This window comes from Flavihumibacter fluminis (assembly GCF_021491375.1).
Taxonomy (GTDB): domain Bacteria; phylum Bacteroidota; class Bacteroidia; order Chitinophagales; family Chitinophagaceae; genus Flavihumibacter; species Flavihumibacter fluminis.
The window spans coordinates 1,195,001-1,208,089 of the sequence record NZ_JAKEVY010000001.1; the positions used below are offsets into that span (position 1 = coordinate 1,195,001).

Below are 13,089 nucleotides of genomic sequence, written 5' to 3' on the forward strand. Positions count from 1 at the left end.
AGCTCCCTGTTTATATCAAAATGAAAATAGTTCTGTAAAGCATGAACACCTGCATCGGTTCGGGATGAGCCCGTCAGCTCAACCTTATTCCTGAGGATGGTTTGCAAGGCTTTCTCAATTTCGGACTGTACGGAATTGGCATTCTCCTGCCGTTGAAATCCTGCATAAGCAATGCCCATATAACTCAGCTCCAGAAAATATCGTTTCATTTCAATTCTTCCTTTTGTTGTCTGGGTATTTCCAGTTCGATTCTATCCAAACCATTGGCCTCCCGCACTTCATATACAAGTATCCATGCGGTGGCTGTTTCCTTTTTACTTACCAACCGGATAGCAGGAACAGGCGCTGCTTCCAACACGGTTGTGGGTTTTGGGAGATAATATAATACAGCTGAATCATTTACTACCTGCGATAACCGAACTGCAAATGCATCGGTACGTTTGAGCATTCCCTGGTAAGGATCTGTTTTTGATCCCAGCCTGCGGGTAGGCACCAGTTCATCCAGCTTGCTGTCATACAGCCGCCATCCCTCCTGTTTCATATCCTTCAGTACCCAGCCTTTATCCATATCCGTTGCAGGCATGGCAAATACAAATGCAGCTGTCGTTTGGCCAGGGAAGCCCAGTATAAGATCTCCTTTCAGCTTGTGCAGGGAGGCCAATAACATAAAGCCTTCCGGTGCGGAGTGGTAGAGACTATCGCGGGTTCGGATATAAAACGGCTGCCCGTTTTCCGATTCAATGTATACAAAACCGGTATGCTGAGCATATATACCCTCCGCACAACACAAACAAAAAAGAAGAAAAAGACAGGTCCGCATTCAGCCTGAAAATTAGGTATAATTCCAGTTCGGCTGACCGTTCTTCATTTTCAGCTTTTTTTATGAGGAGCTTTGAAACCGAACGAATAAATTTACCCGGTAAAATATACATATGAAAAAAGCACTATTGCTGCCTCTGTGTCTCCTGGCACTTACTGGTTTGCATGCACAGGAAAATGCGAAAAAAGAAGATGAAGCGCTCCGTATCTATCGAGAAACTCCGGCCAAAATCAACAACCTGGTGCATACCAAACTGGATGCACGTTTTGATTATAACAATGCCTGGCTGAATGGGAAAGTTTGGATCACCCTACAACCACATTTTTATCCTACCGATTCTCTCACACTCGATGCAAAGGGGATGGACATCAAAACGGTTGCACTTTCAGCAGCAGGAAAGAACAATCCGCTGAAATATAAGTATGATGGTCAAAAGCTATTCATCCAACTCAATAAAACCTATTCCAACAAAGAAAAATACACGGTATATGTAGAATATACAGCCAAGCCAAATGAACTGAAGGTTCAGGGCAGTGCTGCGATCACGGATGCAAAAGGCTTGTATTTCATCAATCCCAAAGGAGAAGAAAAAAACAAACCGACACAGATCTGGACACAAGGAGAAACAGAAGCTACATCCGTATGGTGCCCCACCATCGACAACCCTGGGCAGAAAACCACACAGGAAATTATGATGACTGTGCCGGCTAAATACGTTACCCTAAGTAATGGAAAACTGGTTTCCCAGAAAAACAACCCGGATGGTACCAGAACCGATCACTGGAAGATGGATCTTCCACATGCACCCTATCTGTTCTTTATGGGTGTAGGCGACTATGCCGTAGTCAAAGACAACTATAAAGGAAAAGAAATCAGTTATTACGTTGAAAAGGAATATGCACCTGTAGCAAAAAAAATCTTCGGTCATACACCGGAGATGATGGCTTTTTTTGGAAAGGTAACCGGGATCGAATACCCCTGGGTTAAATACGCACAGATTGTTGGTCGCGATTATGTAAGCGGGGCGATGGAAAACACCACTGCCACACTGCACCAGGAAAGCGCTCAGCAGGATGCGAGGGAGTTGGTTGATGGCAACCGCTGGGAAGATGTAATCGCACATGAATTGTTTCACCACTGGTTCGGCGATTATGTTACAACCGAAAGCTGGAGCAACCTGACGCTCAATGAGTCCTTTGCTGATTACAGCGAAACACTTTGGAATGAATACAAGTATGGTAAGGATGCTGGTGCAGCCGCATCTTATGCTGCGATGGAAGGCTACCTGGCCAATCCGGAAAATGCCAGCAAAAAACTGGTACGCTTTCATTACCACGATAAAGAAGACATGTTCGATGCCGTTAGTTATCAGAAAGGTGGAAGAATTTTGCACATGCTGAGAAATTACCTGGGCGACAGCGCATTCTTTAAATCACTCAACAAATACCTGACGGAAAACAGGTTTAAAGCAGCAGAAGCACACCAGCTCAGGCTGGCATTTGAGGAGATCAGCGGAAAGGATCTGAACTGGTTCTTTAATCAGTGGTATTTCGGCAGTGGTCATCCGAAACTTGAAATAACCTATAACTACAATGACGCAGCAGGTACTGCTACTGTATATGTGAAACAAAACCAGGATGGAGACAAGGTATTTCAATTACCAATGGCAATCGATGTTTATGAAGGCGGTAAGAAAACCAGGTACCAGGTAATGGCAAAAAACAGCATTGACAGTTTTCAGTTCAGTTACAAAAAGCGGCCGGACCTGATCAATGTGGATGCAGATAAAGTATTGCTGGCTGAGAAAAAAGACAACAAGACGATAGAACAGTTTGCTTATCAGTATAAACATGCAGCTAATTATCTCGACAGAAGAGAAGCCATTGTATTTGCGGCAGAACAGCAGGGCAATGCTGTTGCTCAATCGATCCTGATGCAGGCTATGAAGGATCCTTATCACGGATTGCGTTCACTTGCTTTACAATCCCTGGATCTTAAAAATAGCACCATCAAAACCACCGCCGAAAAAACCATTGCGGAACTGGCAGCTAAGGATCCCAAATCGACTGTCAGAGCAAGGGCTATTGAAATACTGGCTTCTTATGACAATGACGCCTATACGACTATTTTCAAAGCCGGCCTGAGCGACTCTTCCTATTCTGTTGCAGGAGCATCGCTTTCCGCAATCATGGAAAGAGACAATACTGCAGCAGTGGAAGCTGCCAGGAAAATGCTGACTCAGCCAATCAAAGGAAGTCTGGTACCGGCTCTCACTAATGTGGCTGCCAGGAACAGTCTCGCAGAAGCTACAGCTCCGATCAATGACGCGTTCGGCAAGATGCCTTTATCACAGGAAAAACTGGAGTTACTCGGACCATTTGCCAAATTGCTGGCAAGCTCTACTGATGCTGCACAGGTAAAATCCGGTGTATCGCATATTGTGAAGTTCAGGGAAGGCATTCCGGCTCAATACCGGACACAGATCGATCCTTATATCAACAATATGATCCTGCAAAGCATTCAACAGGCCTGGCAAAAGAATACCAGTACTGAAGCGGCTGCAGTGGTTGAATTCATTAAAGCCGCGCGCAGCGGAGAAAAGAAAGGATTTTGACAAGTTAGAAGTATGAATTGTGAAGTAAGAAGTGGGGAGTATTGGTCAGGGGGTTGGTGGGTACCGGAGATAGGGAGCACCAACTGATGAACATACAATACAAAGGGGCTGTCTTTAAGGAGGCAGCCCCTTTTATATTTTATTATTGCTGCTATTCGCAAATGGAGATTGGTTAGCTACCTATATGAAGTCTGATTCGATTTTTGGCAAAATCCCTTCAGATGATTCAATTATTTTACCCCTTGAGCTGATTTTTTACCCGAAATGATTCGATTCATTGAGTCACCAAGCCAACTAAGTCAAGGTGGTTTATTTATCTGCAAATTCAACAAAACACAGTACCAGCTTGCCTTACATTCGAAAATACCAGCAATTTACCAGGGATAGAATGGTGGAATGCTCAACTTCCTTCATTAGCCAAACCAAATAAACTTACATACATCCTACGTATAAGAAATCATAATAAATAGATAATCAATCACTAAAGCATCGTTTGAATTGAATCAATTGAATCAGGAAAAAGGGGTAGCGCTGAATAGCTCAGGCAATGAAAAAGGCTGCCTCCATTGAGACAGCCTCTTAAATTCATGTATCCGTATGGGGTTAGGTTATCCAAACCCCTTTCTTCCTTTCTTCCTTTCCTCCCTCTTCCTTTCCTCCATCTTCCATACTACCAGTCCCCGCCGGCTCCACCGCCTCCAAATCCTCCGCCACCGAAGCCTCCAAAGCCGCCGCCACCACCTCCACCGAAGCCGCCGCCTCCGCCGCCACCAAATCCTCCAGGGAAGAAAATAGGCGGACCACTATTCCAGCCACGATAACCACGGCGACTCAGCATACCGCCACCACCACGCCCACCTCCACCGCGGGAAGCAAAAATTATCACCATTATAATTATGAAAATGATCAACCCGAGCGGAATGCCACCCTCACCTTCACCACGATTACGATAACCTTCCGGTGCCTTGTACTCACCGGCAGCCGCTTTTATCAATGCATCCGTGGCCTCATCCAGCGCACGGTAATAATTACCTGCCTGCAAATTGGGAATCATTTCCCGGTCCACGATACGCTTTGCGATGATATCGGGAATTGCTCCTTCAAGGCCATACCCTGTTGCGATGTAAACCTTTCTTTTTTCCTGGCCATCATTGCCGGTAGAAATCAGGATTACAAGCCCATTATTGAACTCCTTGCCTCCGACGCCCCATTCTCTACCCAGTTGCGTTGCATAATCGTTAGGCTCCAGCCCATTCAGGGTTTTCACCAATACTACAGCAATCTGGTTAGAAGTAGTATCATCATAAGCAACCAGCTTGGCCTCAAGAGAAGCTATCTGGTCCGGAGTCAATAATTGTGCGGCATCGTTTACCAGCCTGGGTGGATTAGGCTTGGGCAACACCCTGCTTTGCGCTGAAACGGTCAGCGTACAAAAAAGCAGGACAACCCAGGCTAAGAATCTATTCATACTGTACTTGGTTGCTTAATGACCAAAAATGATGTCATCAGGCAATTCATTTTTATCGGTGGTAGGCTTATATGGGAAATGCTGGCTCAACAAATCGCCAATATCATGAATGGCGAGAACCAGGCCTTCTGCATAAGCATTGTGCCGAAAGTGATTAATAACCAAACCGATCTCATTTTTCCAAAAATCAGGACCGGCAATTTTGTGAATACCATCATCGCCCCAGATAGCTACCTGGTGATCTTTGGAGGCAATATAAATGAGAACAGCATTGCGCTCCTGCGTATGGTCCATCTGAAGCAACCAGAATAACTCGGCTGCCCGGTCAATTGGATTTACATACTTACAGCGACTCTCAATAAAAACCCTGATTTCCCCACTCGTTTTCTGTTCGGAAGAACGGATGGCTTCAAGCACCCGCGATGCTTCTTCATGGGTGAAAAAACGGGCTTTTCGCTTAAGGAAAAAAAATGCCATCAGCCTTAATTAAAAATTGACTGAGGGAGCTTTTTCAGATCCGGCTTCCGCTTTGAAACCTTCTTTAACAGAGAAGCCAAACATACCAGCGAAGATATTATTGGGGAAACGGCGAACAGAACTGTTGTACTCCTGAACAGCCGCATTAAAATCATTCCGGGAAACTTTGATCCGGTTTTCTGTTCCTTCCAGTTGTGCCTGTAAATCGCGGAAATTCTGGTTGGCTTTCAGATCGGGATAGTTTTCCACTACTGCCAGTAAGCGACCCAGTGCACTGGTTACGCCGGCCTGTGCCTGCTGGTATTCTGCCAGTTTCTCGGGCGTAATATTGGTTGGATCAATCTGAACAGAGGTTGCTTTCGAACGGGCTTCAATTACCTGGGTAAGTGTTTCCTGTTCGAAATTAGCAGCTCCTTTTACCGTATTCACGAGGTTGGGAATCAGATCAGCTCTGCGCTGGTAATCACTCTGGACATTCGCCCATTTGTTTTTTACATTTTCATCCAGGCCAACCATGCTGTTATAACCACTGCAGGCCCGGAAACCGAAGAGCACCAACACTCCGAGAACAATAATCAGGATCAAGTTTTTTGAATTCATGGCAGAGAGTTTATATATATAATTAAATGTACAATAATCCAGACAAAAAAAGGGAGCACCGGGTTGGATGCTCCCTAAAAAAAATCTAACGAAGGGTGTTAACTGTTGATCGCAGCTATACCTGGCAATACTTTTCCTTCAAAGTATTCAAGCATTGCACCACCTCCGGTTGAAACATAACTTACTTTTTCTGTATAACCGAACTGGTTAACCGCAGCCACCGAATCGCCACCGCCAACCAGGGAGAAAGCTCCTTTTTCAGTAGCTTCTGCCACTGCATCCGCGATGGCTTTCGTACCGGCCTGGAATTTTTCCATTTCAAACACGCCCATCGGACCGTTCCAGAGAATGGTTTTGGAGGCCAATATCACGCTGGCGAACTGCTGGCGGGCATCCGGACCAATATCCAGTCCCATCCAGCCATCCGGAATCTGATCACTAGGTGCAGTTTGTGTATTGGCATTTGCATCAAACTTATCCGCTATGATAGAATCTGCAGGCAGGTGAATATTCACGCCTTTCTTTTTGGCTGTTTCCAGTAAGGCTGCTGCCATTTCCAGGCGATCGGCTTCACACAATGAATTTCCAATTGATCCACCCATTGCCTTTTTAAAGGTATAGGCCATACCACCACCAATGATAATATCGGTTGCGCGTTCCAGTAAGTTCTCAATGATCAGAATCTTATCAGAAACTTTGGCGCCGCCAATGATAGCAGTAAAAGGCTTCTCTGAATTGTGCAGTACTTTTTCCGCACTCATTACTTCTCCTTCCATTACCAGGCCGAAGAAACGTTTGTCTTTCGGAAAGAATTCAGCGATAATTGCGGTAGAGGCATGCGCGCGGTGAGCAGTTCCAAATGCATCATTCACATATACATCACCAAGGCGGGCCAGCTTTTCTGCAAACCCTTTATCTCCTTTCTCTTCTTCCTTATAAAAGCGAAGATTCTCCAGTAATAAAACCTGTCCGGCTTTGAGAGATGCCGCTTTCTGAACTGCTTCTTCGCCGATGCAATCAGCCGAGAAATCTACCTGAACGCCTAGAGCGTTTGACAAATGGGCAACAATATGGCGGAGAGAATATTTATCAGTTGGACCGTCTTTGGGTCTGCCGAGGTGACTCATCAGTATAACACTACCACCATCACTAAGAATTTTTTTGATGGTTGGGATAGCTGCCCTGATTCGGGTATCATCTGTAATTTCAAAGCTTGCATTCAGGGGAACATTAAAGTCGACCCGAATGAGTGCTTTCTCCCCGGCAAAGGAATGTTGACTATATTGACTCATAGAAAATTGCTTGCGATAAAAAAGGAAAAGCGGGCAGAACCCGCTTTTATGATTATTTGGAAATAAGTCCGGCGAAATATTTCACAGTGCGAACCAGCTGGCTCACATAGCTCATTTCATTATCGTACCAGCTAACAGTTTTAACCAGTTGCTGATCACCAACCGAAATTACTTTTGTTTGAGTAGCATCAAAGATGGATCCGAAAGTAGAACCGATGATATCAGTGCTAACAATCTCATCTTCTGTATAACCGAAGCTCTCATTGCTGGCAGCTTTCATCACGCCGTTTACTTCTTCCAGGGTAACTTTTTTGGAAAGAACGCAGGTAAGTTCAGTTACAGAACCAGTAATGGTTGGAACGCGCTGGGCACCACCGTCCAGTTTACCTTTCAGTTCAGGTAATACCAGTCCGATTGCTTTAGCAGCACCGGTGCTGTTCGGAACGATATTAGCTGCAGCAGCTCTTGCACGGCGCAGGTCGCCTTTTGCGTGAGGAGCATCCAGGGTGTTCTGGTCGTTCGTGTAAGCATGGATGGTAGTCATGCTACCTATGGTAATTCCAAACGCATCATTCAACGCCTTTGCCATTGGAGCCAGGCAGTTGGTAGTGCAGGAAGCACAGGAGATGATTTCTTCAGAACCATCCAGGATTGCATGGTTCACATTGTATACAATTGTTTTCAGGTCGCCGGTAGCGGGAGCTGAAATAACAACGCGCTTTGCACCTGCTTTCAGGTGAGCAGCAGCTTTGTCCTTATCAGTAAAGAAACCGGTACTTTCAATCACTACATCTACTCCGTGAGAACCCCAGGGAATTTGTGAAGGATCTTTCTGGGCATATATTTTAACCTCATCGCCATTTACGATGATGGCATCCTGTGTAGCTTTAACGTCTGCATCGAAGCGGCCTTGTGCGCTGTCGTATTTCAGCAGGTGAGCCAAAACAGCCGGAGAAGTAAGGTCATTGATCGCAACTACGTCAATACCTTCCATGTTATAGATCTGGCGGTATACCAGGCGTCCAATTCTTCCGAATCCGTTGATGGCAACTTTTACAGTGCTCATAATTGGTTTAGTTTGTGTTTTACTTTTAATGAATGAGGCGCTAAGTTACTATATCAGGATAGGCGAGAAAAATTTTCAAATTTTTTTTGGTAGATATATCGCGCTCCCTATCTTTGCACTCCCAAAAGGGAAATGCCGCGTTGGTCAATCGGTTAAGACGCATCCCTTTCACGGATGAATGACGGGTTCGATTCCCGTACGCGGTACAAAAAAGAGCTGAAATTTCAGCTCTTTTTTCGTTTATAAAAGTTCCTGTTTTCTATTTCTTAGCCCGGAGGTATTGGTTCGGCCATTCAATTTCTTCACCTAATGCTGCGGCAGCCTTCAGAGGGAAATAGGGATCCCTCAAAAACTCCCTGGCCATCAGTACTATATCAGCTTTCCCTTCCAGGATCAGTTCGTTTGCCTGTTGGGCGGATGTAATGAGTCCGACTGCTCCAGCCAGTATTCCTGTTTTTCTCGCAGCAGTTGCAAACCGAACCTGGTAGCCCGGTTCGAGGGGAATCTTAACACCACTGCTATTCCCCCCGGTGGAGCAATCCAGCAGGTCCACTCCCCTGTTTCTCAAAATAGCTGCCAGTTGAACGGTATCGTTTTCTGTCCAGCCACCCTCCACCCAATCGGTTGCCGACACTCGTACAAAGACTGGCAGTTCTTCCGGCCATACCGACCTTACCTTTTCAACTACTTCCAGCAGGAACCGAGTCCGGTTTTCAAAACTGCCACCATATTCATCTGTACGTTTGTTGGATAGTGGTGATAAAAATTCGTGCAGGAGATAACCATGGGCTGCATGGATCTCCACTATTTTGAAGCCTGCTATAAGTGCTCTTTTGGCAGCCGCAGCAAAGAGTTCGGCGAGCTCCTGTATTTCGGACTGGGACAATTCATGAGGCAGACGGTCGGATGGATAAAATGGAATGGCTGAAGGTGCGATGGTTTGCCATCCTCCTTGTGATAGTTCTAATTGTTTGCCACCTAACCAGGGCAGATCACAGGAAGCTTTACGACCAGCATGTGCGAGCTGAATGCCGGCAACCGCACCCTGCTGGTGAATGAAATCAACCATATTTTTTAATGGAGCGATCTGCTCATCCTTCCAGAGCCCAAGGCAGCCCGGAGTGATGCGCCCTTCCGGAGTAACGCCGGTTGCTTCTACGATGATTAATCCAGCTCCACCTACAGCCCTGCTACCAAGATGGACCAAATGCCAGTTGTTTGCAAATCCATCGGTTGCAGAATACTGACACATAGGTGAAACAGCTATCCGGTTAGGAATGGTTACCGACCGGATCGTAAGAGGAGAAAATAAACCTGCCATAAGCTGAAATTGTCAGGTAATATTATAAAAAAAGCCGGTAGAAACCGGCTCTTGAAAAACAATACTACACATGTTGCAGACTTTTTGCGTAATGCAATAATTTTTGTTTAAGGTCCTCCGGCCTAAACGGCTTAGGTATAAAATCATTAAAGCCTTTATCAATAAGATCTGCCTGCATATGATCATACACAGCTGCAGTAAAGGCAATAATCGGAATATCTTTATCAGTCTTTCGGATATAAGCTACCACACCTGCACCATCCAGCTCCGGCATTTCAAGGTCTACCAACAGCAGATCTGGTTTTTTCTCCGCGTATGCGCGAACAGCTTCCAATCCGTTTACAGTTTCAATAATAGTAGCATTCCATTTTGAAAGGAAACGTTTCACCACCATCATGTTGATCGGATTGTCTTCCGCTACCAGGATGCTGACACCGGTGAGGTCTTCCATCCGAACCTCCTTTACCTCTTCAATATAACTCTGGCGTTCTGTTTCGAGCGGAAGTGTTACTGTGAAACTGAATGTACTTCCTTTGCCAGGCTCACTTTCTACCGTGAGATCACCACCCATTTTCTGAACGATGTAATGGCTGATGGCCAAGCCCAAACCGGAACCACCATATTTCCGCGTGGTTTCCAGATCAGCCTGGTAAAATTTATCAAAGATCCGGTGCTGTTTCTCTTTCGAAATACCGATCCCCGTATCCTGCACACAGAAGCGAAGCGTAACATTATTGCTTCTTCTCATCAGGATTTTCACATTCATGCTAACGGTTCCTTTATCTGTGAACTTGATTGCATTGGACAACAAATTGTTCAGCACTTGTTGCAGTCTCAATTCATCACCAACAATATCAATACCCAGCACAGAGGAGATATCCGCCTGGAAACTCAGGTTTTTCTGACGAACCGGGTTCTCAAAAACAGTAACTACTTTTTCAAGGAAGGCGCTGAGGTTAAATGGTTCTTTATTGAGTTCCATTTTATCTGCTTCCAGTTTACTGTAATCCAGGATATCATTAACCAGGGTAAGCATGTGTTCGGACGAATGTTTGAGTACATCCAGCATCTGGCGCTGACTGTTCAGGTGATATTCCTGGTGCAGCAGATTGGTGGTACCGATAATTGCATTCAACGGGGTTCTGAGTTCATGGCTCATATTACTCAGGAAGCGCGATTTCACCCTGGCAGCGCGTTCCGCACGCTCTTTTGCTTTCAGTGTTTCAACCTCTGCAATTTTCACTTCGGTAATATCGAGGATACTCATTTTGGCATACTTGCATTTCTGATGCTCAAACACCACAATGTTTACATAGGCAAAAATGGGTCGGCCTTCCGCATCTGAAAACTCCATATTTCCAAACCAGGGAGAATGTGCTGTAAACGATTCTTTACTGAATGCATTCAAGCGTTTGGCAGACTCTTCTCCTAGAATGGATTCAACCGCAGTGAGTGTAATCCCTTCTTTTGAACGTATGGAAAATAATTCCAGTGCGCGCTTGTTGCAATCCGAAATCAACTGGGTATCCAGGTCAATAATAAAGATGGCGTCCAGGGAGGTATTAAAAATCGTATCGCCCAGGTTTTTCTCACCGAGAATATCTTCCTCCTTTTTATTCAGGGCTTTCAGGATGGAAAAGGCTACCAATCCGGTCAGCAATAATGAAAGCGTAAGATTAATCCGGAGATTATAGATGTAATGCGATTGTTGTACCAGGTTACCGCTACCATTATTAGGTGAAATAATAAAAGCGATTCCGAAGAAGGTAAGTGTAGCAATTTCTGCAATGATGAGATCCTTGCTGATTTTGGTATCAATCAGGAAGATCATGGCAAAGATTACCGGGAAATAATAAAGATATACACCCGATTTAATACCTACGAAATAACTCACTACCAGCACACCGGCATTAAAACTGATGATCACTACCCATTTTGCCAGTTCCTGGCGATTGTATAATCTAAGGAAGTAAGAGAAGAACAACATGGAACATACCATCAGGCAGGCAAAGGCCGCCATATATTCTTTCATGATCGTACAAAGGATCATGTTCAGTCCGGCAACGATAATTCCCACTTCGGTAAGTGTCTTCAAAGGAGAGGCAGGAAGATTCTCCTGTCGGTGGTAGAGATCTTCCGCTAATTTTTCCCAATATCTCGTTACACCAGATAATATGTTGGTACGATTCATCGTTTTCTGTTTGGTAGACGGAGTTTTTATCTGCCTATCAAACGTACCGAGTAATTAAAAAATTGTACCCTATGCAAGCCATTTCGGACACTGTGTTCCAACTCAGTAGCCAGTTTGACAGCATGTTTCTGCTTGACATGCATGATAATGACCTGGCCGCTATTTCAGACATCTTTCTTACATCCCACCAACAATTGTCAGAAGAAACGGCACGCTATGCCTGGCTGGCAGAAAACGGAGAAATCACAGAGCTAAAGCGTAGAGTACACCTCGTAAAACCACTATGGGGCTATTGTGGTTTATCCGAATTCCAGACACGTTTTCAGGAAATGGAAAATTTTTTCAGCACAAATCCGTCAATAAATGATTCGCTTATACGACTGGAGACAGAAAATCCGTTTATACTGGAAGGACTGGAACTGATCAAAAAGGAAGCCAATAAAATTCAGGAATTTTTAAAACAATAATGGTCATGAAATTTACAGCTGTTATCGTAGAAGATCTTTCCGTTGCCGCAGACGTATTGCAGAAATATTGCATTAAAAGTGGAAAAGTCAATGTGGTAGGAAGTTTCAAATCAACCGAAGAGGCAATTCCCTACCTCAGTGAAAATTCTGTAGACCTTATTTTCCTGGATATTGAAATGCCCGGCGCAAATGGCTTTAGCCTGCTGGACCAGATGCAATACCAGCCACAGGTAATTCTGACTACCTCCAAAACCGAATATGCATTTGACGCATTCGAATACAGTGTGACCGATTTCCTGCGCAAGCCTTTCAGCTACCAGCGTTTTGCACAGGCATTGGAAAAACTAAAGCCACTGAATGAGAAAAAAGAGGAGCCGGAAGAAATGTCGCATGTGTTCATCAAAAGCGATGGCAAACTAATCCGCCTGAATAACGATGATATATTATACATCGAGAGTATGGGCGACTATGTAAAATTTATCACGAACGATAAAAAGATCATCAGTCACAATACGATCAAAGCGTTGACGGAAAAAATCAATCCGGATGTTTTCTGTAAAGTGCATCGCTCCTATATCATCAACATGAATAAGATTTCTGATATCAGGGACAATACACTCTATATTGCCAATGCCAAAATCCCGGTGAGCAAAGCAAACAGGAGTACAGTAATGAGCAGAATCAAAATCGTATAAAATCAATTTATCGAAGCTATTTTTCCATTAATCGACAAAAGGCTGGTACTGATCGAATCAATTTCTGAAAGCCATAAA

The 13,089-nt window shown here is 44.6% G+C and carries 12 protein-coding genes and 1 tRNA gene (1 of these 13 running past the window's edge); 4 read left to right on the top strand and 9 right to left on the bottom strand.

The window, feature by feature from the left end; translation table 11 throughout:
* Together truA and L0U88_RS05355 are read right to left on the bottom strand one after the other, a co-directional pair.
* Window positions 1–209, bottom strand: partial view of a tRNA pseudouridine(38-40) synthase TruA gene (truA, locus tag L0U88_RS05350; RefSeq protein WP_234864574.1) — the start only. The gene continues 556 nt to the left of window position 1, outside the view; the window shows 209 of its 765 coding nt (coding positions 1–209); the start codon lies at window positions 207–209; its stop codon lies beyond the left edge, outside the window.
* On the bottom strand, window positions 206–820 hold the full coding sequence (locus L0U88_RS05355) for a hypothetical protein (protein WP_234864575.1): 615 nt from the start codon (window positions 818–820) through the stop codon (window positions 206–208). Before L0U88_RS05355 ends, truA begins: the two co-directional genes overlap by 4 nt.
* 112 nt (window positions 821–932) lie before the next feature.
* Here L0U88_RS05355 and L0U88_RS05360 point away from each other — a divergent pair, with 112 nt between their 5' ends.
* The gene (locus L0U88_RS05360; RefSeq protein WP_234864576.1) at window positions 933–3,434 is read left to right on the top strand and encodes a M1 family aminopeptidase; all 2,502 of its coding nucleotides are present in this window, start codon (window positions 933–935) and stop codon (window positions 3,432–3,434) included.
* A gap of 670 nt (window positions 3,435–4,104) precedes the next feature.
* Here the strand turns inward: L0U88_RS05360 and L0U88_RS20985 are convergent.
* From L0U88_RS20985 to gap, 5 genes are all read right to left on the bottom strand, one after another.
* Window positions 4,105–4,902 (bottom strand): TPM domain-containing protein, encoded by a 798-nt coding sequence (locus tag L0U88_RS20985; protein WP_289623301.1) that lies wholly within the window; start codon window positions 4,900–4,902, stop codon window positions 4,105–4,107.
* A 15-nt stretch (window positions 4,903–4,917) separates the two neighbouring features.
* A complete protein-coding gene (locus L0U88_RS05375) occupies window positions 4,918–5,379 on the bottom strand; it encodes a TPM domain-containing protein (protein ID WP_234864577.1) in 462 nt (153 codons plus the stop codon).
* A 9-nt stretch (window positions 5,380–5,388) separates the two neighbouring features.
* A complete protein-coding gene (locus tag L0U88_RS05380; protein ID WP_234864578.1) occupies window positions 5,389–5,979 on the bottom strand; it encodes a LemA family protein in 591 nt (196 codons plus the stop codon).
* 98 nt (window positions 5,980–6,077) lie between these two features.
* The gene (locus tag L0U88_RS05385; RefSeq protein ID WP_234864579.1) at window positions 6,078–7,271 is read right to left on the bottom strand and encodes a phosphoglycerate kinase; all 1,194 of its coding nucleotides are present in this window, start codon (window positions 7,269–7,271) and stop codon (window positions 6,078–6,080) included.
* Between the two features lie 52 nt (window positions 7,272–7,323).
* Window positions 7,324–8,337 (bottom strand): type I glyceraldehyde-3-phosphate dehydrogenase, encoded by a 1,014-nt coding sequence (gene gap, locus L0U88_RS05390; RefSeq protein WP_234864580.1) that lies wholly within the window; start codon window positions 8,335–8,337, stop codon window positions 7,324–7,326.
* Window positions 8,338–8,471: 134 nt separating this feature from the next.
* Between gap and L0U88_RS05395 the strand changes: the two genes are divergently transcribed.
* A tRNA-Glu gene (locus tag L0U88_RS05395) sits at window positions 8,472–8,543 on the top strand.
* Between the two features lie 53 nt (window positions 8,544–8,596).
* Here the strand turns inward: L0U88_RS05395 and L0U88_RS05400 are convergent.
* Both L0U88_RS05400 and L0U88_RS05405 read right to left on the bottom strand, forming a co-directional pair.
* Window positions 8,597–9,658 carry an NADH:flavin oxidoreductase/NADH oxidase gene (locus L0U88_RS05400; RefSeq protein WP_234864581.1) on the bottom strand — a complete coding sequence of 354 codons (1,062 nt, stop codon included), beginning with the start codon at window positions 9,656–9,658 and terminating at the stop codon, window positions 8,597–8,599.
* Between the two features lie 64 nt (window positions 9,659–9,722).
* Window positions 9,723–11,849: a PAS domain-containing hybrid sensor histidine kinase/response regulator gene (locus L0U88_RS05405; protein ID WP_234864582.1), complete on the bottom strand. Its 2,127-nt coding sequence runs from the start codon at window positions 11,847–11,849 to the stop codon at window positions 9,723–9,725.
* Between the two features lie 71 nt (window positions 11,850–11,920).
* On the opposite strand from L0U88_RS05405, the gene L0U88_RS05410 reads away from it, so the two are divergent.
* Together L0U88_RS05410 and L0U88_RS05415 are read left to right on the top strand one after the other, a co-directional pair.
* Window positions 11,921–12,316 (top strand): hypothetical protein, encoded by a 396-nt coding sequence (locus L0U88_RS05410; protein ID WP_234864583.1) that lies wholly within the window; start codon window positions 11,921–11,923, stop codon window positions 12,314–12,316.
* Between the two features lie 5 nt (window positions 12,317–12,321).
* Complete coding sequence (locus tag L0U88_RS05415; RefSeq protein ID WP_234864584.1) at window positions 12,322–13,011, top strand: LytR/AlgR family response regulator transcription factor; 690 nt, start codon at window positions 12,322–12,324, stop codon at window positions 13,009–13,011.
* Window positions 13,012–13,089 lie beyond the last annotated feature (78 nt).

Excerpts from the sequence above, each read along its gene's own strand:
- L0U88_RS05355 (WP_234864575.1), bottom strand. The coding sequence starts at position 820 with ATGCGGACCTGTCTTTTTCTTCTTTTTTGTTTGTGTTGTGCGGAGGGT.
- L0U88_RS05360 (WP_234864576.1), top strand. The coding sequence starts at position 933 with ATGAAAAAAGCACTATTGCTGCCTCTGTGTCTCCTGGCACTTACTGGT.
- L0U88_RS20985 (WP_289623301.1), bottom strand. The coding sequence starts at position 4,902 with ATGAATAGATTCTTAGCCTGGGTTGTCCTGCTTTTTTGTACGCTGACC.
- L0U88_RS05375 (WP_234864577.1), bottom strand. The coding sequence starts at position 5,379 with ATGGCATTTTTTTTCCTTAAGCGAAAAGCCCGTTTTTTCACCCATGAA.
- L0U88_RS05380 (WP_234864578.1), bottom strand. The coding sequence starts at position 5,979 with ATGAATTCAAAAAACTTGATCCTGATTATTGTTCTCGGAGTGTTGGTG.
- L0U88_RS05385 (WP_234864579.1), bottom strand. The coding sequence starts at position 7,271 with ATGAGTCAATATAGTCAACATTCCTTTGCCGGGGAGAAAGCACTCATT.
- gap (WP_234864580.1), bottom strand. The coding sequence starts at position 8,337 with ATGAGCACTGTAAAAGTTGCCATCAACGGATTCGGAAGAATTGGACGC.
- L0U88_RS05400 (WP_234864581.1), bottom strand. The coding sequence starts at position 9,658 with ATGGCAGGTTTATTTTCTCCTCTTACGATCCGGTCGGTAACCATTCCT.
- L0U88_RS05405 (WP_234864582.1), bottom strand. The coding sequence starts at position 11,849 with ATGAATCGTACCAACATATTATCTGGTGTAACGAGATATTGGGAAAAA.
- L0U88_RS05410 (WP_234864583.1), top strand. The coding sequence starts at position 11,921 with ATGCAAGCCATTTCGGACACTGTGTTCCAACTCAGTAGCCAGTTTGAC.
- L0U88_RS05415 (WP_234864584.1), top strand. The coding sequence starts at position 12,322 with ATGAAATTTACAGCTGTTATCGTAGAAGATCTTTCCGTTGCCGCAGAC.